This is a genomic window from Methylobacterium isbiliense, from assembly GCF_022179325.1.
GTDB classification, from domain to species: domain Bacteria; phylum Pseudomonadota; class Alphaproteobacteria; order Rhizobiales; family Beijerinckiaceae; genus Methylobacterium; species Methylobacterium isbiliense.
The window spans coordinates 74542-94242 of the sequence record NZ_BPQQ01000008.1 but is presented as its reverse complement, the minus strand read 5'-3'; the positions used below and the strand labels follow the sequence as shown (position 1 = coordinate 94242).

22 protein-coding genes are annotated in these 19701 nt (G+C 72.8%); 14 read left to right on the top strand and 8 right to left on the bottom strand.

Features of this window, described 5'->3' with window-relative positions; translation table 11 throughout:
- The 3 genes from MFF61_RS04015 to MFF61_RS04005 all read right to left on the bottom strand — a co-directional run.
- Window positions 1–672, bottom strand: a 672-nt coding sequence (locus MFF61_RS04015) for an ABC transporter transmembrane domain-containing protein (RefSeq protein ID WP_238233833.1), incomplete at its 3' end; no start/stop codon positions are given.
- Window positions 673–887: 215 nt separating this feature from the next.
- Window positions 888–2231: an MFS transporter gene (locus MFF61_RS04010; protein WP_238233832.1), complete on the bottom strand. Its 1344-nt coding sequence runs from the start codon at window positions 2229–2231 to the stop codon at window positions 888–890.
- A complete protein-coding gene (locus tag MFF61_RS04005) occupies window positions 2228–2926 on the bottom strand; it encodes a PRC-barrel domain-containing protein (protein WP_238233831.1) in 699 nt (232 codons plus the stop codon). The genes MFF61_RS04010 and MFF61_RS04005 overlap by 4 nt, the downstream gene beginning before the upstream one ends.
- Before the next feature lie 405 nt (window positions 2927–3331).
- Between MFF61_RS04005 and MFF61_RS04000 the strand changes: the two genes are divergently transcribed.
- The 5 genes from MFF61_RS04000 (at window position 3332) to era (ending at window position 7144) form a co-directional block, all read left to right on the top strand.
- On the top strand, window positions 3332–4090 hold the full coding sequence (locus MFF61_RS04000; protein WP_238233830.1) for a pyridoxine 5'-phosphate synthase: 759 nt from the start codon (window positions 3332–3334) through the stop codon (window positions 4088–4090).
- Window positions 4087–4485: a holo-ACP synthase gene (acpS, locus tag MFF61_RS03995; protein ID WP_238233829.1), complete on the top strand. Its 399-nt coding sequence runs from the start codon at window positions 4087–4089 to the stop codon at window positions 4483–4485. The genes MFF61_RS04000 and acpS overlap by 4 nt, the downstream gene beginning before the upstream one ends.
- Before the next feature lie 161 nt (window positions 4486–4646).
- Window positions 4647–5438, top strand: coding sequence for a signal peptidase I (gene lepB, locus MFF61_RS03990; protein ID WP_238233828.1), 792 nt, complete (start codon window positions 4647–4649; stop codon window positions 5436–5438).
- 8 nt (window positions 5439–5446) lie between these two features.
- Entirely contained in the window at window positions 5447–6229 is a 783-nt protein-coding gene (rnc, locus tag MFF61_RS03985) for a ribonuclease III (protein ID WP_238233827.1), read from the top strand.
- A 3-nt stretch (window positions 6230–6232) separates the two neighbouring features.
- Entirely contained in the window at window positions 6233–7144 is a 912-nt protein-coding gene (era, locus tag MFF61_RS03980; protein ID WP_238233826.1) for a GTPase Era, read from the top strand.
- Between the two features lie 46 nt (window positions 7145–7190).
- Here era and MFF61_RS03975 read toward each other — a convergent pair whose 3' ends face one another.
- On the bottom strand, window positions 7191–7502 hold the full coding sequence (locus MFF61_RS03975; RefSeq protein ID WP_238233825.1) for a hypothetical protein: 312 nt from the start codon (window positions 7500–7502) through the stop codon (window positions 7191–7193).
- Between the two features lie 269 nt (window positions 7503–7771).
- Between MFF61_RS03975 and sugE the strand changes: the two genes are divergently transcribed.
- The 5 genes from sugE (at window position 7772) to MFF61_RS03950 (ending at window position 12847) form a co-directional block, all read left to right on the top strand.
- Window positions 7772–8086, top strand: coding sequence for a quaternary ammonium compound efflux SMR transporter SugE (gene sugE, locus MFF61_RS03970; protein ID WP_238233824.1), 315 nt, complete (start codon window positions 7772–7774; stop codon window positions 8084–8086).
- 56 nt (window positions 8087–8142) lie between these two features.
- Window positions 8143–9258, top strand: coding sequence for a chorismate synthase (gene aroC / locus MFF61_RS03965; RefSeq protein WP_238233823.1), 1116 nt, complete (start codon window positions 8143–8145; stop codon window positions 9256–9258).
- Window positions 9259–9311: 53 nt separating this feature from the next.
- Window positions 9312–10646, top strand: coding sequence for a 3,4-dihydroxy-2-butanone-4-phosphate synthase (ribB, locus tag MFF61_RS03960; RefSeq protein ID WP_373324561.1), 1335 nt, complete (start codon window positions 9312–9314; stop codon window positions 10644–10646).
- 49 nt (window positions 10647–10695) lie between these two features.
- The gene (locus MFF61_RS03955; RefSeq protein WP_238233822.1) at window positions 10696–11706 is read left to right on the top strand and encodes a sensor domain-containing diguanylate cyclase; all 1011 of its coding nucleotides are present in this window, start codon (window positions 10696–10698) and stop codon (window positions 11704–11706) included.
- Window positions 11707–11917: 211 nt separating this feature from the next.
- Window positions 11918–12847, top strand: coding sequence for an AEC family transporter (locus tag MFF61_RS03950; RefSeq protein ID WP_238233821.1), 930 nt, complete (start codon window positions 11918–11920; stop codon window positions 12845–12847).
- Window positions 12848–12878: 31 nt separating this feature from the next.
- Here the strand turns inward: MFF61_RS03950 and MFF61_RS03945 are convergent, their stop codons facing one another.
- A complete protein-coding gene (locus tag MFF61_RS03945) occupies window positions 12879–13139 on the bottom strand; it encodes a hypothetical protein (RefSeq protein ID WP_238233820.1) in 261 nt (86 codons plus the stop codon).
- A 219-nt stretch (window positions 13140–13358) separates the two neighbouring features.
- A complete protein-coding gene (locus tag MFF61_RS03940; protein ID WP_238233819.1) occupies window positions 13359–14288 on the bottom strand; it encodes a histone deacetylase family protein in 930 nt (309 codons plus the stop codon).
- Window positions 14289–14490: 202 nt separating this feature from the next.
- Here MFF61_RS03940 and MFF61_RS03935 point away from each other — a divergent pair, with 202 nt between their 5' ends.
- The 4 genes from MFF61_RS03935 to MFF61_RS03920 all read left to right on the top strand — a co-directional run bounded on the left by MFF61_RS03935 (window position 14491) and on the right by MFF61_RS03920 (window position 18321).
- Window positions 14491–15072: a L,D-transpeptidase gene (locus MFF61_RS03935; RefSeq protein ID WP_238233818.1), complete on the top strand. Its 582-nt coding sequence runs from the start codon at window positions 14491–14493 to the stop codon at window positions 15070–15072.
- Window positions 15073–15222: 150 nt separating this feature from the next.
- Window positions 15223–15648: a hypothetical protein gene (locus MFF61_RS03930; RefSeq protein ID WP_238233817.1), complete on the top strand. Its 426-nt coding sequence runs from the start codon at window positions 15223–15225 to the stop codon at window positions 15646–15648.
- 248 nt (window positions 15649–15896) lie between these two features.
- Window positions 15897–17900 (top strand): acetyl-CoA carboxylase biotin carboxylase subunit, encoded by a 2004-nt coding sequence (locus tag MFF61_RS03925; RefSeq protein ID WP_238233816.1) that lies wholly within the window; start codon window positions 15897–15899, stop codon window positions 17898–17900.
- Between the two features lie 4 nt (window positions 17901–17904).
- Window positions 17905–18321 (top strand): gamma-glutamylcyclotransferase family protein, encoded by a 417-nt coding sequence (locus MFF61_RS03920; RefSeq protein ID WP_238233815.1) that lies wholly within the window; start codon window positions 17905–17907, stop codon window positions 18319–18321.
- A gap of 217 nt (window positions 18322–18538) precedes the next feature.
- Here the strand turns inward: MFF61_RS03920 and MFF61_RS03915 are convergent, their stop codons facing one another.
- Together MFF61_RS03915 and MFF61_RS03910 are read right to left on the bottom strand one after the other, a co-directional pair.
- Complete coding sequence (locus MFF61_RS03915; RefSeq protein ID WP_238233814.1) at window positions 18539–19015, bottom strand: DUF192 domain-containing protein; 477 nt, start codon at window positions 19013–19015, stop codon at window positions 18539–18541.
- A 10-nt stretch (window positions 19016–19025) separates the two neighbouring features.
- Window positions 19026–19649 (bottom strand): cold-shock protein, encoded by a 624-nt coding sequence (locus MFF61_RS03910; RefSeq protein WP_238233813.1) that lies wholly within the window; start codon window positions 19647–19649, stop codon window positions 19026–19028.
- Window positions 19650–19701: the final 52 nt, after the last annotated feature.

Below are 19701 nucleotides of genomic sequence, written 5' to 3'. Positions count from 1 at the left end.
GCGCTTGAAGGCCGAGAAGGCGCGCACCAGCGGCATGTTGCTGACGAGGTCGACCATCTCGCCGTCCACGGAAGCCGCCTTCTCGGCGAAGTCGTGGTGGAGCGGCTTGCCGGCGGCGGCGATGCGGAACATCAGCACAACCACCCCGCCGCAGATCACCAGCAGGCCGAGCGCCATCGGGATGCTCACGGCGCCGACGTACAGGATCGCCCCGAACGCCGCCGCGCAGGGCGGCATCACGTTCCAGACGAACATGTTCTCGGCGGTGAAGATCGCGTTCGAGGTCGCCGTGATGCGGCTCGCCAGCGTGCCCGGCTGCCGGTCGGCGAAATAGGAGGGCGAGTGCCCGGTGAGGTGCTTGAACAGGTCACGCCGGATGTCGCCTGTCACCGACACGAAGGTGAAGCTGGCGATCAGGCTCGCCACGCGCCAGAGCATGTTGTCGGCGGCGATGAAGACGACCAGGATCGTCAGAGCGGTCCAGATCTCGCCGCTCTGCGGCCCCTTGCCCAGCGCGTCAACGACCCCCTTGAGGCCGTACTGCGTGCTGACCGAACAGGCCACGGCCCCCAGCACCGCCACGATGATCGCGGCATGCGGAACCGCGCGGCGGCGGATGTAGCGGGCGACGAAGGCCCACGGCCGGTGAGCGTACGCGCAGAGGTCGTCCATCGTGCTGATCGATCCCGGTTCTTCGCGTGCGGTTGCTCGCCGGTCGGCGGGCAGGACCCGCCCGAACTCGCAACGCGCAAGCGTCGCCTTATGTTGCAGGCAAAAGACGTCGGTCGCCCGCTTTATACGCGTCCCACATGAACGGGAGTTGAGCGGACGTGCCGCGATGCGGCGGACGCGTGCGGTGCAACGGCCCGCGCCGACGGCGGCGGCGCTCAGCGCCCACGCGCACGGCGCGTCTCCGGCATGAGCAGCACGAGGGCCAGGAATGCGAAACCCGCAACGGCCGCGAGCCCCAGAAAGGCGGCGTGGGTGCCGAATCGGTCGGCCATGTAGCCCGACAGGGTGGTCGAGACCGCCGCCCCGATGCCCATTGCCGTGCCCACCGCCCCGAGCGCGAGGTTGAAGCGGCCGGTCCCGCGCGTGGCGTCGGCCACCACCAGCGGCACCATCACGCCGATCACCGCCGCCGAGATGCCGTCGAGGATCTGGATGACCACGAGCAGTTCCGGCTCGTCCGTGAAGGCGAACAGCAGGCCGCGCAGCGGCAGGGCGGCGAAGCCGAGGAGGAGCAGGGGACGGCGGCCGTAGGTCTGCGCCGCCCGGCCCACCGCCGGGGCGATCAGCGCCAGTACCACCTGCGGGGCCATGATGCAGGCGGCGATCAGGATCGTCGCGGTCTGGCTCGTGCGCATCGTCAGCACGCTGCCCACGAGCGGCAGCATCGCCGCGTTGGCGACGTAGAACAGCAGGATGCAGAACGAGAAGCAGAGCAGCGCCCGGTTGGTGAGGACGAGCCGCAGGCTCGCCCAGCCGCCGGGCGGGGAGGCGCCGCCCTCGCGCGCCTGCGGGCGCACCACGTCGATCTCGCTCGCGCGCACGAACCAGAGCGCGGCGAGCGTCGGCAGGACGAGGGCGGCCGTCACGTAGAACACGGCGGCGTTCGACAGGTAGTAGCCGCAGGCCCCCATGCCGGCGGCCGCGAGCGCGTTGCCGATCGACGAGAAGCGCGCGTTGCGGCCGAGCCGCTCGCCCAGCCGGTCGTGACCGACGAGACCGAGGCTGATCGCCGCGATGGCCGGGGTGAGCGTGCAGCTCGCCAGCGAGTGGGCCGCCATCGCCACGGCGACGATCAGGAAGGTCGGCCACAGGGCGAGGCCGGCGGCGCTCGCCCCGATGATCGCGACCGACAGCGCGGCCACGAACCGCTTCGAGCGCACCCAGTCGACGAAGGCGCCGCCCGGCACTTGGCCGAGCAGGCTGAACAGCCCGCCGATGGTGAGCACGAGGCCGATATCCGCCTGCGTCCAGCTGTGGGAGGTGAAATGGACCGCCAGGAAGGGGCCGAAGCCGGTCTGCAGGTTGGCGACGAAGAACGTGAAGGCGTCGAGGCCGCGGCTGCTGGTCGCCGAGGGCGCCGGCTTCTCGCGCAGCCGCGCCGGCTGGACCGCGGCGGGGGCCGGCCGGGCTTGGTCGCGCAGCACCTCGCCGCGCGGATCGTAGCGGGACGCCTCGCGATGGCTCGGGGGCCGTCGTTGCGTCTGGCGGGCAGGCGTCATTTGTCCGGCGGGTTGCGCGCGGCGGCCTGTTCGGGGTCGGGCGCCGGCGAGGCCGGTCCCAGGACCACGATCGGATCGCCGGGCTTGTATTCGGGCGAAACCCGCACTTGGTTTCGGGTGAGCTGGAGGACGGCCCGGCCGGGCTTGTTGTCGGCCGAGAAGTGCAGCGCCCGCCAGTCGACCGCGATCTTGCGCGAGCCGACGCCGAGGAAGCCGCCGAAATCGATGATCGCGGCCCGCGGCCGGCCCTCCTTGTCGACCACGATGTCGATGATGCGCCCCATGTCCTCGCCGGCCGCGCTGCGCACCGGCTTGCCGAGCACGCCGTCGTAATCCTGGGTGTCGAGGACGGTGGCGGGGGTGCCGGGGGCCTTGGGCGGCGTCGCGGGCTGGGCCGCGGGCGGCGCGGCGGGGGGCTGCGCAGACTGCGCCGCCGGGAGTGCCTGGCCGGCCGGCGGCGGGGAGGGTGCCTGACCGGAGGGCGCCTGGGCGGGGGGTACCTGGGCGGCAGGCGGCGGGGTCGGCGCGGGCTGGGCCGCCGGGGGCGCGGCCTCGGGCGGCTTCGCCTCCTGGGGCGGGGCGACGGGCGGTGCCGTCGTGTCCTGCGCCGCCGCGGCCACGGCCGACAGGGTCGCGAGCGCAGCGATGACTGTCCGCAGGGTCCTCAGCACGTCCGCCTCTCGTCGCAAGGTCACGCCGGTCGCTCCGCCAACCGCGGCCGTCCGCGCGGGTTCCACCAGGAGTTCCGGGGCAGGGCGCCCTGCTCCCGGATGCCGGAGGAAGGCGGCGAAGTTGTGGGAGCAGGCCCGCAGGGCGCGCCGGGGATCGGGGGCGCCGCGGGTGGGCCGTCGAACAGGCATCGTCACTCGTCTCCCGGACCGGCGGGGGCCGGCCCGCATCGGGTCGTCGCTCGGGGAGGGCCGGCGGGCGGCCCGCGCCTCAGAGTGCGGGCACCCCGGGGGCCTGTCCAGGCGCAAGAGCGGGATTTCGCCGCGCGCACCGGCCGCCCTCCGGGCGGAGTCGGGCATTGCCCACTCGTCCGCTGGTTTCGCGGGGCGGCGTCCGCTACATCGCGCGGCAGCCCCGGGAGTGCCCTACCGATGCCCGCGTCATCCCTCCGCCTCGGCGTCAACATCGACCACATCGCCACGCTCCGGAACGCCCGGGGCGGCGTGATGCCGGATCCCCTGCGCGCGGCCCACGCGGCCGTGGCGGCGGGGGCCGACGGCATCACCGCCCATCTGCGCGAGGACCGCCGCCACATCCGCGACGTCGACGTCGAGCGCCTCAAGGCGGAGATCGACCGCCCGCTGAACCTGGAGATGGCGACCACCGACGAGATGATCGCCATCGCGGTGCGCCTGAAGCCCCACGCCGCCTGCCTCGTGCCCGAGCGGCGCGAGGAGCGCACCACCGAGGGCGGCCTCGACATCGTCGGCGCCCGCGAGACGGTCGGGCCGGCGGTCGCGCGCCTGGGCGAGGCCGGCATCCGGGTCTCGCTCTTCGTCGAGCCGGACGTGCACATCATGGACGCGGCCCGGCAGCTCGGCGCGCCGGTGGTCGAACTGCATACCGGCCGCTACTGCGAGGCGGTGGCGGCGGGCGAGACCGAGGAGGCGCGGCGCGAACTTGCCCGCATCGCCCGCGCGGCGGCCCACGGCAGCGCGCTCGGGCTCGAGGTCCATGCGGGCCACGGCCTCACCCTCGACAGCGTCGGCCCGGTGGCGGCCGTGCCGCAGATCCGCGAGCTGAACATCGGCCACGCCATCGTGGCGGAGGCGGTGTTCGTCGGCTTCGGCGAGGCCGTGCGGGCGATGCGCGCGGCGATGGACGCGGCCCGGGCCGAGGCGGCCGCATGATTGTCGGCATCGGCTCGGACCTCTGCGACATCCGCCGGATCGCCCGCTCCCTGGAGCGGTTCGGCGACCGCTTCACCCACCGGGTGTTCACCGCGGGGGAGCGGGCGCGCAGCGACCGCCGGGCCGCCCGGGCGCCGTCCTACGCCCGCCGCTTCGCCGCCAAGGAGGCCTGCGCCAAGGCGCTGGGCACCGGGCTGGCGCGCGGCGTCTTCTGGCGCGACATGGAGGTGGTCAACCTGCCCGGCGGCCGCCCGACCCTGCGGCTCACCGGCGGGGCCGCCGCGCGCCTCGCCGACCTGATCCCCGCCGGCCACCGCGCCAACGTCCACGTCTCGCTCACGGACGACCCGCCGCTCGCCCAGGCCTTCGTGGTGATCGAGGCCGTTCCGGAATGAGGCGCGCCCGTCCTCGCGCCGGCCTCCGTTGCGGGCGCGCCGACGTTGGTCTAGACCCCCCGCACCGCGGATGGCTGGCCCGCGTCCCGGCGGTCGCCCAGGTGACTGGTCCAAGGTGACGGAACCCAGGCGAGATCACGGACCGCCGGAGACGTAACGCAATGGAACGCGCGCGCACGAACCAGGACCTCAAGCCGGCCAAGGAGGCCGGCCTGTGGGAGTCGATCAAGGAGACCGTGAAGGTCGGCCTCCAGGCGCTGCTGATCGCGCTCGTCGTGCGCACGCTGCTGTTCCAGCCCTTCAACATCCCGTCGGGCTCGCTGGTGCCGACCCTGCTGATCGGCGACTATCTCTTCGTCTCGAAGTACTCCTACGGCTATTCCAAGTACTCGCTTCCCTTGAGCGAGTACCTGCCCTTCGAGGCCAAGGGCCGGATCTGGAGCGCGGAGCCGAAGCGCGGCGACATCGCGGTGTTCAAGCTGCCCAAGGACAACGCCACCGACTACATCAAGCGGGTGATCGGTCTGCCGGGCGACCGGATCCAGATGATCAACGGTACGCTGACCATCAACGGCAAGGCGGTGAAGCGCGAGCAGATCGCCGACTACGCCACCACCGACGCCTTCGGCCAGCCGATCCAGGTGCCGCAATACGTCGAGACCCTGCCGGGCGGCGTCTCCCACCGCATCATCGAGCGCGACGGCGACCGCGGCATGTGGGACAACACCCAGGTCTACACGGTGCCGCCCAACCACTTCTTCATGATGGGCGACAACCGCGACAATTCGACGGATTCGCGCGACCTCGGCAGCGTCGGCTACGTTCCCTTCGACAACTTCGTCGGGCGGGCCGAGGTGATCTTCTTCTCGATCGACGAGGGCGCCTCCGCGTGGCAGATCTGGAACTGGCCCTGGACGGTGCGCTGGAACCGCCTGTTCAACCCGATCCACTGAGGCCGGCCGTGGGGGCCGCCGACGCGACCGAGCCGCCCGCGCCCGCGGACGGGAAGGCCGCGACCGCGCGCGCCAAGCGCCGCCGCGAGCGGCCCGACCTCGCGGCCCTCCAGGAGCGGATCGGCCATTCCTTCCGCGATGCCGGCCTGCTGCAGCGGGCGCTCACCCATGTCAGCGCGGGGAGCGGGCTCGAAAGCTACCAGCGCCTCGAATTCCTCGGCGACCGCGTGCTCGGGCTGGCGGTCGCGGACGGGCTGTTCGCGGCGCTCCCCGGCGCCGACGAGGGCGACCTGTCGCGGCGCCTGTCCGGCCTCGTGCGCCGCGAGAGCTGCGCGGCGGTGGCGGGCGCCTGGGACGTCGGCCCGCACCTCAAGCTCGGCAGCGGCGAGGTGCACGGGGGCGGGCGGCGCAACGCCGCCATCCTGGCCGACGTCTGCGAGGCGATCCTCGGCGCGGTCTTCCTCGATGCCGGCTACGAGGCCGCCAAGGCGGTGATCGACCGCGCCTTCGCGGCCGGGAACGAGACCGAGGGCACGCGGACCCGCGACCCGAAATCCGCGTTGCAGGAATGGGCGCAGGGGCTCGGCCTGCCGACCCCGACCTACGCGGTGGTGGAGCGCGCCGGGCCCGACCACGCCCCGATCTTCCACATCGAGGCGCGCGTGTCGGGCGTCGCGCCGGGGCTCGGCATCGGCGGCTCGAAGCGCCTCGCCGAGCAGGAGGCCGCGCGCCTGATCCTCGTGCGCGAGGGGGTGTGGCGGCAGGAGGAGGGCGCCGCGGGCGCCGGATGAGAGATGGCCGAGGATACGCCTGAGACCCGCGCGGGCTTCGCCGCCCTGATCGGGGTGCCGAATGCCGGCAAGTCGACCCTTCTCAACAGCCTCGTCGGCTCCAAGGTCTCGATCGTCTCGCGCAAGGTGCAGACGACCCGGGCGCTGGTGCGCGGCATCGCCATCGAGGGATCGGCGCAGATCGTGTTCGTGGACACGCCCGGCATCTTCGCGCCCAAGCGCCGGCTCGACCGGGCGATGGTGACCTCGGCCTGGAGCGGGGCGGCGGATGCGGACGCGGTCTGCCTGCTGGTCGATGCCCGCAAGGGCGTGGACGAGGAGGTGGAGGCGGTGCTGGGCAAGCTGCCCGACCTGCGCCGGCCCAAGATCCTGGTGCTCAACAAGATCGACGTGATCGCCCGCGAGCGCCTGCTCGACCTCGCCGCGTCGCTGAACGCGCGGCTGCCCTTCGACCACACCTTCATGATCTCGGCGCTCACCGGCGACGGCGTGCCCGATCTGCGGCGCGTGCTCGCCGGCCTGATGCCGCCCGGGCCCTGGCTCTACCCGGAGGATCAGGTCTCGGACGCGCCGCTGCGCCTGCTTGCGGCCGAGATCACCCGCGAGAAGATCTACGACCGGCTGCACGAGGAACTGCCCTATTCCTCGACCGTCGAGACCGACCAGTGGCAGGTGCGGCCGGACGGGTCGGTGCGCATCGAGCAGACGATCTTCGTCGAGCGCGAGAGTCAGCGGAAGATCGTGCTCGGTAAGGGCGGCCAGACCATCAAGGCGATCGGGCAGGCGGCGCGGGTCGACATCGCCGAGGCGGCGGACGCGCCGGTGCACCTGTTTCTCTACGTGAAGGTGCGCGAGAACTGGGCCGACGACCCGGAGCGCTACCGGGAGATGGGCCTCGACTTCCCGCGCGGCTGAGCCTCCGTCACGGACGCCGGTCCGGCGGCGGGGCGGGAGGTCCCGCTCACTCGCAGACGCGGACCCGCTCGACGAAGACCTCGCCGTAGGCGTCGACGACGCGGCGGCGCGCCCAGTAGCAATCCTCCGCCACCACCGGGCGCGGGGCCGCATGCGCCGCGGTCGCCAGCGCGCCGAGCGCGAGGCCGCCGGCCACCGCCGCACCGACGCCCCAGCCGGGCACGCCGCAGGGATGGAACTTGCAGTAGGGACCGGCCGAGGCGGCGGTCGAGGCGGTGAGGCCTGCGCCGAGCACGGCGGCCGAGGCGGCCATGAGGGCGGTCTTGCGGAGGGAGGGGCGGAAGGCGGGGAAAGACATCGGCGGATCCTCAGGGTGGGTGCGGGGAGCACCGCGGGGGAGGGAGATCGCCGGACCGCGCCGGCGATGACGCGACCATGCCCCGGGCCGCCGCCCGGATCGGTGCGCGGCGGCACGCGCGCGGGGCGCGATCCGGCCTGGCGGCCTTGGCCGCGTGCTTGGCTGCGTGCTTGGCCGCGTGCGCCCGCGCACTATCTCAATGGGGCCGGGACGACCCGGCCGGCGAACCGAACGCGGGGACGGCCCTGCCTTTCCAGGGGGTCCCCCACATGGCTTGGCTCTACCTCTTCGTCGCCGGCTTGCTTGAGGTCGGCTGGGCGATCGGCCTCAAGTACACCGAGGGCTTCACCCGCCTCGTGCCCTCGCTGCTGACCGTGGCGAGCATGGTCGTCAGCCTCTGGCTGCTCGGCCTCGCCCTGAAGACCCTGCCGGTCGGCACCGGCTACGCGGTCTGGACCGGGATCGGCACGGTGGGCACGGCGATCCTCGGCATCGTGCTGCTCGGCGAGCCGGCGACGCTCCTGCGCCTCCTCTGCATCGGGCTCATCGTGGCGGGCATCATGGGGCTGAAATTCGCCGCCTGAGGCGGGTGGGCGCGCGGTTTGTGCCCGGCCGCGTCCCGCGCTAGAGCGGTGCGGCCATGTCGCACAACAGCTTCGGCCATCTCTTCCGCGTCACCACCTTCGGCGAGAGCCACGGCCCGGCCCTCGGCTGCGTGGTCGACGGCTGCCCGCCGCTGATCCCGCTGGAGGCCGCCGAGATCCAGGCCGAGCTGGACCGGCGCCGGCCGGGCCAGTCGCGCTTCACCACGCAGCGCCAGGAGCCCGACGCGGTGCGCATCCTCTCGGGCGTCTTCTCGGACGACCGCACCGGCGGGCGCCAGCTCACCACCGGCACGCCGATCGCGCTGATGATCGAGAACGTCGACCAGCGCTCGAAGGATTATTCGGAGATCCGCGACAGCTACCGGCCCGGCCATGCCGACTTCACCTACGAGGCCAAGTACGGCATCCGCGACTACCGGGGCGGCGGACGCTCCTCCGCCCGCGAGACCGCAGCCCGGGTGGCGGCGGGCGCCATCGCCCGCAAGGTCCTGCCCGGCATCACCATCCGGGGCGCCCTGGTGCAGCTCGGCCCCCACCGGATCGACCGCGCCCGCTTCGACTGGGACGAGGTCGGCCGCAACCCGTTCTTCTGCCCCGACCCGGTGGCCGCCGCCGAGTGGGCCGGGATCCTCGATGCCGTGCGCAAGCAGGGCTCGTCGCTCGGCGCCGTGATCGAGGTGGTGGCCGAGGGCGTGCCGGCGGGCCTCGGCGCGCCGATCTACGGCAAGCTCGACGCGGACCTCGCGAGCGCCATGATGTCGATCAACGCCGTGAAGGGCGTGGAGATCGGCGACGGCTTCGCGGCGGCCGCCCTGCGCGGGGAGGAGAACGCCGACGAGATGCGCCCCGGCAATGCCGGCGCTCCGCACTTCCTCGCCAACCACGCGGGCGGCATCCTGGGGGGCATCTCCAGCGGCCAGCCGGTGGTCTGCCGCTTCGCCGTGAAGCCGACCTCCTCCATCCTCACCCCCCGCGCCAGCGTCACCCGCGACAACCGCGCCACCGACGTGGTGACGAAGGGCCGCCACGACCCCTGCGTCGGCATCCGGGCGGTGCCGGTGGGTGAGGCGATGATGGCCTGCGTGCTCGCCGACCACTACCTGCGCCATCGCGCGCAGGTCGGCAGCAATGCGGCGTTTCAGCCCGGCTGAAACGCCGTCAGATTTCGGTTTCGCCGAAATCGCTCCGGGTCTATGACGGCGCGGTGAAACTCGGCGACTGGCTCCGGCGGCAGGGCGTGTCCCGCCTCGACTTCGCGCGGCGCTGCGGCCTGTCGCCCGCGGCGGTGACGGGCCTGTGCAACAACCCCGCCCCCTGGCTGACCCGCGAGACCGCGGCGCTCGTCGCCCGCGAGACGGGCGGCGCCGTGACTCCGAACGACTTCCTGGGCCTTTCGCCCCCGCGGCAGGAGATGTCCGTGCCCCACGCTTCCGTCGTCGAGACCATCGAGGCCTTCGCCCGCGGCGAGATCGTCGTCGTCACGGATGACGACGACCGCGAGAACGAGGGCGACCTCGTCGTCGCGGCCTCCCTCTGCACGCCGGAGAAGATGGCCTTCATCATCCGCAACACCTGCGGCATCGTCTGCGCGCCGGTGACGGCCGCGGAGGCGCGGCGCCTGCGGCTCGAACCGATGGTGGCCTCCAACGACGCGCCGCTCGGCACCGCCTTCACGGTCACGGTGGACGTCAAGCACGGGCTCACCACCGGCATCTCGGCCGAGCAGCGCTGCAACACCGTGCGGGCGCTCGCCAACGGCAACATGGGGGCGGCGGATTTCGTGCGGCCGGGCCACGTCTTCCCGCTCATCGCCCGCGACGGCGGCGTGCTGATGCGCTCCGGGCACACGGAGGCGGCCGTCGACCTCTGCCGGCTCGCCAAGCTGCCGCCCGTGGGGGTGATCTGCGAACTCGCCAACGACGACGGCACGGTGATGAAGGGGCCGCAGATCGCCGCCTTCGCGCAGACCCACGGGCTGCGCCAGATCTCGGTCGCCGACCTCATCGCCTACCGGCAGGCCCGCGAGAAGCTCGTCGAGCGCGTCGGCACCTTCCCGGTGAGGACCGAGTGGGGAGACCTGACCGGCTACGCCTACACGACGCCGTTCGAGCCGATGCAGCAATTCGCCTTCGTGCACGGCCGCATCGGCGACGGACGCGACGTGCTGGTGCGCCTGCACCGCTCCAACGTGGTGGCGGACGTGATCGAGGGCGGGCACGCGATCGGCTGCGTGATGCGCCGCTTCGCCGAGGCCGGCCGCGGCGTGCTGGTCTACCTGCGCGACGGCACCGCGGGCGTGCCCCTCACCACCTTCCCGGACGAACAGGGCGACGGCGCCGAGGCCGCCCGGGTGCGCCAGTGGCGCGAGATCGGCCTCGGCGCCCAGATCCTGCGCGACCTCGGCGTGGTCTCGATCCGCAACCTCGCCACCGCCTCGCGCTCCTATGTCGGCCTGTCGGGCTTCGGGATCGAGCTTGTGGGCGACGAGCCGCTGGAGGGGGAGGGGATGCCGCGTTCCCCGGCGGCAACCCCGGGTTAAGGCGCCTGCGGCAGACTGGCCCGGACACTGCGCACAGGCTGGACACGCGATGGACAGGGGTCCGGACCCGCTCGGCACGCACGCCCCGCTCGGGCTCCACAAGCGCCTGCACGAGCAGGCCTTCCGCCTCGCCCGGATGGGCGCCTGGGAATGCGATCTCGCAGACGAGCGGCTGATCTGGACGGACGGCGTCTACGACCTGTTCGGGCTGCCCGTCGGCGCGCCCCTGCGGCGCGGCGCGATCGTCGATCTCTACGCCGACGAGTCGCGCCGCGAGATGGAGGCGATGCGGGCGGCGGCCCTGCGCACCGGGCAGGGCTTCACCCTCGATGCCGAGATCCGCACCCCGCGGGGCGAGTGCCGCTGGATCCGGATCGCCGCCGACATCGCCTGCGAGCAGGGCCGGGCCGTGCGCCTGTTCGGCTACAAGCAGGACGTGACCGCCGAGCGCGCGGCCTGGGCGCGGCTGCGCGCGCGGGCGGAGCACGACCCGCTCACCGGCTTGGCCAATCGCGGCGTGTTCGAGGCCCGCTCCCGCGAGCTGGCCTCCGGCGTCATCGGCGCCTCCGCCCTCGTCCTCGTCGATCTCGACCACTTCAAGGCGATCAACGACGGGCTCGGGCATGCCGCCGGCGATGCCTGCCTGCGCGAGGTGGCCCGGCGGCTGGCGCGCACCTTCGAGGATGCCGTCCTGATCGCCCGGCTCGGCGGCGACGAATTCGCCGTGCTCTTGCCCGCCTCGCTCGGTCCGGCGCAGGTCGCCGAGCGGCTCGCGCGGGCCTCCCGCGCGCTCGCGCGGCCGCTGGCCTGGTCCGGCCGCTGCCTGCGCGTCGGCGCCTCGATGGGCGCGACGCTGGTGCGGCGGTCGGGCGGCCCGGCGCCCGATCTCTTCGCCGAGGCGGACGCGGCGCTCTATGCCGCCAAGGCCGCGGGGCGCAATACGGTGCGGATCTTCGATCCGGCGGCGCAGGCCACGCGGGGTCCGGAGCACCTGCTGCCGGCGCACGCCGCCGCCCGCGCCGGGACGAGGCTCGCCCCGTCGGCGCCGTCGACCGGCTGAACGGACGGGCGCCGGACCATGCCGGCGGCGCAGAGGTGACCGTGCGTCGCCCCGGCTTCGCCCCCGGCGCGATCGCCCGTATGGTCGCGCTCGACGCAAGGGACTGATCCACCATGGCGCCGAACCCGGCCGTCCGGACCGCCGCTCCGGCCGCGACAGCGCGGCCGCGCCGTACGGGCCTCCGGGCCGGACGGGCACGGGGACGCGCGGCGTGATCGGCCCCATCCTCCTCGCGCTCGTACCGATCGCCCTCCTGATCGGCCTCGGCGCGCTCCTGCGCCGGGCGGCCTTCGTGTCGGAGGCGTTCTGGCCGCAGGCCGAGCGGCTCGGCTATTACGTGCTCCTGCCGGCCCTGTTCATCCACGGGCTCGGCACGGCGCGGCTCGACGGGGTTCCGGTGGCCGCCCTCGCAGGCGTTCTGGTGGTCTCCACCCTCGCGGTGGCAGCGATCCTGCTGGCGGCCCGCCCGCATCTCGGCTTCGACGGGGCCGCCTTCACCTCCGTGTTCCAGGGCGGCGTGCGCTTCAACAACTACGTCGGCGTCTCGGCGGCGGCCGGGCTGTTCGGGGCGCAGGGCATCGCGCTCGCGGCGGTCGCCAACGCGGCCATCGTGCCGACCGTCAACGTGCTCTGCGTGCTGGTCTTCGCGCGCTTCGGGGCCGGAGGCCGGCTCACCGGGCGCGCGGTGCTGCGCCAGCTCGCGCTCAATCCCCTGCTGGTCGCCTGCGCGATCGGCATCGGCCTTCAGGCCGCCGGGCTCGGGCTGCCGCCGGGGCTCGAACCGATGCTCAAGGCCCTCGGCCAAGCCTCGCTGCCGCTCGGCCTGCTCTGCGTGGGGGCGGCCCTTGAGTTCGGCGCGGCGCGCCGCTGGGCGCGCCCGGTCGCCGTGGCCTCGGCGGCGAAGTTCGTGCTCATGCCGCTCGCGACCCTGCTGGCCTGCCGCGCGCTCGATCTGCACGGTCCGGCCGCCGCGACGGCGCTGCTGTTCCAGGCGCTGCCGACCGCCTCCTCGTCCTACATCCTGGCCCGCCAGCTCGGCGGCGACGCTCCCCTGATGGCCGGGATCACGGCGGCCCAGACGGTGCTGGCCGGCGCCGCCATCCCGCTCGTCCTGATGGGGCTCCTCGGGCTCGCGGCCTGACCCGGCCCGGCGGCCGGCCGGCGCCCCGGATTCACTCCGCCGCTTCCGGCTTCCGGCGGATGCGGGGACGCAGATCGGGCCGCGCGTAGCCGATGACCGGGACGGCGACCCAACCCGTCAGCTCCTTGACCGCCTGCCGGATGGAGCGCGCCTTGCCCTCCACCAGCAGGGCCGAGGCGGATGACCGGTCGAGCAGCGCGATGTTCGGGTCGGCCTCGATCCGGCTCGTCGCGGAGTCGGCGGGCGTGCCGTGCGGTTCGGTCCGGCGAAGGACCATACGTGTGCCGCTCATCTCGATCCATCCCTCCGACCTCAGGAGACCAGCCCGGCCCCCTCGTGGTTCCGGCCGAAGCCCTTCGAGGCGGCACTGCCGGTGAGCTTCGCCTTCCACAGAGCGACCCGCCGGGACGCCGCACATTGCTGCAATACCGGATCCGCGCCGAGCAGCCGGACGGCCGCGGGATTCCTCGGTCGAATCCCGATCTTCTCACCGGTGGCCGCGCGGCCGGGGTCACCGCCCCATCAGCGCCTCGACATGGGCGACGACCGAGCGCGCCAGACCGTCGAGGTCGTAGCCGCCCTCCAGCACGGAGACGACGCGCCCGCCCGCATGCCGGTCGGCCAGGTCCATCAAGCGGCGCGTCGCCCAGCCGAAATCGGCTTCCGTGAGCTGGAGGTTGGCGAGCGGGTCGCGCCAATGGGCATCGAAGCCCGCCGAGATCAGGATCAGGTCCGGCGCGAAGGCGTCGATCCGCGGCAGGACGCCGTGCTCGAAGGCCTCGCGGAAGCGCTCGCCGTCGTCGCCGGGGCGCAGGGGCACGTTGACGATGGTGTCGTGCTCGCCCCGCTCCGAGGTCGCGCCGGTGCCGGGATAGAGCGGCATCTGGTGGGTGGAGCAGTACAGGACGCTGCGGTCGTCCCAGAAGATGTCCTGCGAGCCGTTGCCGTGGTGCACGTCCCAGTCGACGAGGGCGACGCGCTCGGCGCCGTGCGCCTTCTGCGCGTGGCGCGCCGCGATCGCCGCGCTGTTGAACAGGCAGAAGCCCATCGCCCGGGTGCGCTCGGCGTGGTGGCCGGGCGGGCGCATGGCCGAGAAGGCGTTGGCGACGCGCCCGCTCATCACCTCGTCGACCGCGTGCATGGCCCCGCCGACCGCGCGCAGCACCGCCTCCAGGGTGCCGGGGGACATCACCGTGTCCCCGTCGATCGCCACCATGCCCTCGCGCGGCGCGGCCTCGGCGATCGCGTCCACGAAGGCCTGCGGATGAACGAGCGCCGCCGCTGCGAGGTCCGCCCGCGGCGCCTGCTCGCGCACGAGCGGGGAGAAGCGCTCGTCCTCCAGCGCCCGCTCGATGGCGCGGATGCGGTCGGGCCGCTCGGGATGGCCGGCGGGCATCGCATGATCGAGGGATGCGGGGTGGCAGAGATACAGCGTCGTCATGCGCGGTCCTTGACCCGGCGCGGGGCCGGCCTCCCGTGATCGTGCGACACGGTGGCAGGAGGCTGACACGGACGCAACACGTGCGTGCTTTCGATCCGGACCCGTCTGCCCACGTCTTCGCAGCGCTACGGCCAAGCTCTACACGTTAGGACTTGGTCAACCACGAGTCGATTCAACTCGGGCTCCCAGCGGAAACACGTCGATGCGTCGCCCCTTGATCGTGCTCGCGGCCGCCCTCGTGCTCGCGGGCTGCAGCTACAAGTCCCTGCCGGATCCGGCCCTGTCCGCGCAGGACGCCGCCTGGATGGCGATGGTGCCGGATGCGGAGGCCGACCCGCGCTTCGCCCGTTACCTGATCGACGATCCGACCGGCGAGGCGCCCGGCACCATCGTGGTCCAGACCAAGGAGCGCCAGCTCTACTACGTGCTGCCCGAGCGCAAGGCGGTCCGCTACGGCGTCACGGTAGGCGACGAGGCCTATGGCTGGACCGGCACCGCGCGGGTCTTCCGCAAGGCGGCGTGGCCGGACTGGAATCCCCCGCCCGAGATGGTCCGGCGCTGGCCGCACGTGCACCCGATGAAGGGCGGCCCCGCGAACCCGCTGGGTGCGCGGGCGCTCTACCTTGCGGACGGCAACCGCGACACGCTCTACCGCATCCACGGCACCAACGAGCCGGAGCGGATCGGGCAGGCGGCCTCCTCCGGCTGCATCCGCATGCGCAACATCGACGTGGTCGACCTGTTCAACCGCGTGCCCGTCGACGCGAAGGTCATCGTGCGCTGAAACCGTTTCGCAACGCTGCCTCCTTGCTCAAGCTTAACCTGAACGCCGATTCAGACTCCGCCGTTAACCGCCGGCAGGATCATCGCCTCGCATAGTCGTCCTCACACAGGGACAAGCACCGGCACCAAAAAAGCCGGGGAGGCACGACAGATGATCCAGGCTTCGCTGCAAGACTTCTGCAACCGTATGGTCGCCAAGGGCACGATCACCCGCGACGACGTGAACGAGCTGATCCGCGAGATCCTGCCCGAAGGGCTGGCCTGCCGCGACGAGGCCGACATGCTGATCGGCCTCGACCGGGCGGTGCGCGGCGCCGACCCCGCCTTCGGGGACGTCCTCACCGCCGTGCTGGTCGACTTCGCGGTATGGGGCGAACGGCCGACCGGCCACATCGACGCGGAGATCGCCCGTTGGCTCGCCGGCTCGCTGAGCGTCGGCGGCGGCCCGACCCCGCTCGGGACCCGGATCGCCCGCGAGGTGATCCGCGAGGCGCAGTCGAGCCACGAGCTGCTGCTGGCCTGCGCGCTCGGCGGCAGCGCCTGCATCCCCGCCGTCACTCGCCGCCTCGCGGCCTGACGGCACGCAGCAGCCCCGGGCTCCGCCCGCGCGGCTAGCGGGCGCCCCGCTGCGGCGCCGGTTGACGCTAGGGCCGCGCCCGGGCCGAAATCACCGCGCCCCACCCGTTCGTCAGCTTGCCCAACCGCGCGCATGTGCTTTAACGGGGTCGAAGCTTGAGTTTTTGAACCGGACCGGACCCGGAAAGCCGGCGGCGCGCCCGCTGGCGCCCGCGGCCGTCCCGGTGCGGAGAGTGGGCGCGGCATCCGATGTTCGAGAAGATCCTGATCGCAAACCGGGGCGAGATCGCCTGCCGCATCATCAAGACGGCGCGCCGGATGGGGATCAAGACGGTGGCGGTCTACTCCGACGCGGATCGCGACGCCGTCCACGTGGCGATGGCCGATGAGGCCGTCCCTATCGGCCCGGCGCCGGCCGCCCAGTCCTATCTGGTGATCGAGAAGATCATCGCGGCCTGCAAGGCGACGGGCGCCCAGGCGGTGCATCCGGGCTACGGCTTCCTGTCCGAGCGCGAGGCCTTCCCCAAGGCGCTGGCGGAGGCCGGCATCGTGTTCATCGGCCCGAACCCCGGCGCCATCGCGGCGATGGGCGACAAGATCGAGTCGAAGAAGGCCGCCTCGGCGGCCAAGGTCTCGACCGTGCCGGGCTTCCTCGGCGTGATCGAGTCGCCGGAGCACGCGGTGACGATCGCCGACGAGATCGGCTACCCGGTGATGATCAAGGCCTCGGCCGGCGGCGGCGGCAAGGGCATGCGCATCGCCCACTCGGCCGGCGAGGTGGCGGAGGGCTTCGCCCGCGCCCGTTCGGAGGCCGCCTCGTCCTTCGGCGACGACCGGGTCTTCGTGGAAAAGTTCATCACCGACCCGCGCCACATCGAGATCCAGGTCATCGGCGACAAGCACGGCAACGTGATCTATCTCGGCGAGCGCGAATGCTCGATCCAGCGCCGCAACCAGAAGGTCATCGAGGAGGCCCCGTCCCCGCTCCTCGATGCGGAGACCCGCCGCCGGATGGGCGAGCAGGCGGTCGCGCTCGCCAAGGCGGTGAACTACGATTCCGCCGGCACCGTCGAGTTCGTCGCCGGCCAGGACAAGTCCTTCTACTTCCTGGAGATGAACACGCGGCTGCAGGTCGAACACCCGGTCACCGAGATGATCACCGGCCTCGACCTCGTCGAGCTGATGATCCGGGTGGCGGCCGGCGAGACGCTACCGCTCTCCCAGGACGACGTGAGGCTCGACGGCTGGGCGGTCGAAAGCCGGGTCTACGCCGAGGACCCGACCCGCAACTTCCTGCCCTCGATCGGGCGCCTCACCACCTATCGCCCGCCGGCCGAGGGCGCGCGGGGCGGCGCGACCGTGCGCAACGACACGGGCGTGGAGGAGGGGAGCGAGATCGCCATCCACTACGATCCGATGATCGCCAAGCTGGTGACCTGGGCGCCGACCCGCGCCGAGGCGATCACCGCGCAGGCCGAGGCACTCGACGCCTTCGCGATCGACGGCATCCGCCACAACATCCCGTTCCTCGCCGCCCTGATGGCGCATCCGCGCTGGCAGGAGGGGCGCCTCTCCACCGGCTTCATCGCGGAGGAATTCCCGGGTGGCTTCGAGGCGCCGGTGCCGGCGGGCGACGTCGCGCGCCGGATGGCGGCGGTGGCCGCCTCGATCGACCACCAGCTCAACGAGCGCAAGCGCGGCATCTCGGGCCAGATGCGCGACCCGAAATACCTGCGCTTCGAGCGCGAGCGCGTGGTGTGGCTCGGCGAGCAGCGCTTCGAGGCGACGGTCGAGACGGTCGACGGCGGCGTGGCGGTCGCCTTCGCGGACGGCACCACCTGGATGGTCGAGAGCGCATGGCGCCCGGGCGAGCCGGTCTGGACCGGCAGCGTCGGGGGCGCCCGGGCGGCGATCCAGGTGCGCGGGCTGCTCAACGGCGTGTTCCTGCAGCACGCGGGCGCGGCCGCTGAGGCGCGGGTCTACACCCGGCGCGAGGCCGATCTCGCCGCGCTGATGCCGGTCAAGGAGGCGGGCGGCTCGGGCAAGCAGCTGCTCTGCCCGATGCCGGGCCTCGTGAAGAGCATCATGGTGAGCGCCGGCCAGGAGGTGAAGGCGGGCGAGCCCCTCGCCATCGTCGAGGCGATGAAGATGGAGAACGTGCTGCGCGCCGAGCGCGACGGCACGGTGCAGACCATCCAGGCCAAGGAGGGCGACAGCCTCGCGGTGGATGCGGTGATCCTCGAATTCGCCTGACGCCGTGCCGCTCTACTTCGCGTACGGCTCCAACATGGACCGGGCCGCGATGGCCCGGCGCTGCCCGGCCTCGACGGTGCGGGGTGTCGGGCGTCTCTACCGCCACCGGTTCGTGATCATGCGCGAGGGCTACGCCTCGGTGGTGCGCGATCCCGCCGCCACCGTGTGGGGGCTGGTCTGGGACCTCGCCCTGTCCGACGTGCCGGCGCTCGACCGCTACGAGGGCGTGGCGGGCGGGCTCTACGTGAAGGCACAGCAGCCGGTGGCAACGCCCGAGGGGGTGCGCCGCGCGCTGGTCTATCTCGGGCGCAGCCAGGGCGGCACGCCGCGGCCGGGCTACCTGCAGGGCGTGATCGCGGCGGGGCGCGAGGCCGGGCTGCCGGAGGCGTATCTGCGCGGGCTTTCGGGATTGCTGCGGTAAGCCGCGTCGCGATCAGACCTTCACCGCGAGAGGATGGCTGACGAGGATGCGATCGACGGTCGCAAGCCGCAGATCCTCGCACTGACAAGCGGCGAACAGCAGCCGGTCGCACGGATCGCGCGTCGGGGGCTCGGGCGCGACCGCGGCGACGTCATGTGCGCTCGCGATCGGAAGGACGTCCACGGCCGACGGAGACCAAGCCGGGGCCTGGGAGCCGCTACCGCCCCCTGAACACCGGGTGCTCCACCTTGTCCCCCGCCCGGATGCCGAGCTTGGCGGCGGTGCCGGCGTTGAGTTCGAGCACCGCGAGCACCGGCTCGCCCGACGAGATCGTGCGCGTCGAGAGCGGCTCGGTGTCGGCGGCGATGCGCGCGACCGTGCCGTCGGCGCGGATGAACAGCATGTCGAGGGGCAGGTAGGTGTTCTTCATCCACATGGAGACCGGAGCCACCTGCGCGAAGTCGAACAGCATGCCGCGGTCGGGCGCCATGGTGCGGCGGTACATCAGCCCCTGGGCGCGCCCGGCCTCGTCGCGCATCACCTCGACCTTGAAGGCGTGGCGGCCGGAGCGGGAGGCGATGGTCAGGGGCTCGGTCGGCCCCTCGGCGAGGGCCGGGCGGGCGAGGAGGGCGAGTGCCAGGACCAGGACGGCGAGCGCCGCCGCGGCGCCCTGCTGCGCGGAGCGAATCGACATGCGGGACAAGCTAGTGCGAGGCCGGCAGGGCGCCATCCGCCAGCCGCACCTCGGCGGCCATCAGCCCCTTCGATCCGTCGCCGTAGCGCACCATCACCCGCTCGCCGGGCTTCAGCTCCGCGATGCCGTAGCGGCGCAGGGTCTCCATGTGAACGAAGATGTCGGGCGTGCCCTCGCCGCGGCTGAGGAAGCCGAAGCCGCGCAGGCGGTTGAACCACTTCACCACCGCGCTCTCCAGCGCGCTGGTCGGCACCACGGTGACGTGGGTGCGCGGCATCGGCAGTTCGGCCGGGTGGAGTGCGGTCGACTGATCGAGGGAGATCACCCGGAAGGCCTGCCAGCCGCGGGCCCGCTGCACCGCCTCGACGACGATGCGGGCGCCCTCGCTCGCGCTCTGGTGGCCGTCGCGCCGCAGGCAGGTCACATGCAGCAGCACGTCCGGTGAGCCGTCGTCCGGGACGATGAAGCCGAAGCCCTTGGCGACGTCGAACCACTTGATCCGGCCGCTGACCTCGACGAGGTCGAGAGGTCGTTCGGTCTCCGCGTCGGATCCTGCCGCCGCGCGGCGCGCGCCGGTCTCGAACGTACTCCCCGGCAGCGGGCCGAGCGGGCCTGAACCGACTTCGTCCGACATGGTAAGCAACCCAACACCGAATCGCGCAGTGCGATTCCCGGAGGAGCTTAAC

What these genes read in the sequence shown, in the direction of transcription:
- acpS (WP_238233829.1), top strand. Translation starts at nt 4,087, where the DNA reads ATGATTGTCGGCATCGGCTCGGACCTCTGCGACATCCGCCGGATCGCC.
- MFF61_RS03940 (WP_238233819.1), bottom strand. Translation starts at nt 14,288, where the DNA reads ATGACGACGCTGTATCTCTGCCACCCCGCATCCCTCGATCATGCGATG.
- MFF61_RS03935 (WP_238233818.1), top strand. Translation starts at nt 14,491, where the DNA reads ATGCGTCGCCCCTTGATCGTGCTCGCGGCCGCCCTCGTGCTCGCGGGC.
- aroC (WP_238233823.1), top strand. Translation starts at nt 8,143, where the DNA reads ATGTCGCACAACAGCTTCGGCCATCTCTTCCGCGTCACCACCTTCGGC.
- era (WP_238233826.1), top strand. Translation starts at nt 6,233, where the DNA reads ATGGCCGAGGATACGCCTGAGACCCGCGCGGGCTTCGCCGCCCTGATC.
- MFF61_RS04000 (WP_238233830.1), top strand. Translation starts at nt 3,332, where the DNA reads ATGCCCGCGTCATCCCTCCGCCTCGGCGTCAACATCGACCACATCGCC.
- MFF61_RS03915 (WP_238233814.1), bottom strand. Translation starts at nt 19,015, where the DNA reads ATGTCGATTCGCTCCGCGCAGCAGGGCGCCGCGGCGGCGCTCGCCGTC.
- MFF61_RS04010 (WP_238233832.1), bottom strand. Translation starts at nt 2,231, where the DNA reads ATGACGCCTGCCCGCCAGACGCAACGACGGCCCCCGAGCCATCGCGAG.
- MFF61_RS03910 (WP_238233813.1), bottom strand. Translation starts at nt 19,649, where the DNA reads ATGTCGGACGAAGTCGGTTCAGGCCCGCTCGGCCCGCTGCCGGGGAGT.
- MFF61_RS03930 (WP_238233817.1), top strand. Translation starts at nt 15,223, where the DNA reads ATGATCCAGGCTTCGCTGCAAGACTTCTGCAACCGTATGGTCGCCAAG.
- sugE (WP_238233824.1), top strand. Translation starts at nt 7,772, where the DNA reads ATGGCTTGGCTCTACCTCTTCGTCGCCGGCTTGCTTGAGGTCGGCTGG.
- lepB (WP_238233828.1), top strand. Translation starts at nt 4,647, where the DNA reads ATGGAACGCGCGCGCACGAACCAGGACCTCAAGCCGGCCAAGGAGGCC.
- MFF61_RS03955 (WP_238233822.1), top strand. Translation starts at nt 10,696, where the DNA reads ATGGACAGGGGTCCGGACCCGCTCGGCACGCACGCCCCGCTCGGGCTC.
- MFF61_RS03945 (WP_238233820.1), bottom strand. Translation starts at nt 13,139, where the DNA reads ATGAGCGGCACACGTATGGTCCTTCGCCGGACCGAACCGCACGGCACG.
- MFF61_RS03925 (WP_238233816.1), top strand. Translation starts at nt 15,897, where the DNA reads ATGTTCGAGAAGATCCTGATCGCAAACCGGGGCGAGATCGCCTGCCGC.
- MFF61_RS03975 (WP_238233825.1), bottom strand. Translation starts at nt 7,502, where the DNA reads ATGTCTTTCCCCGCCTTCCGCCCCTCCCTCCGCAAGACCGCCCTCATG.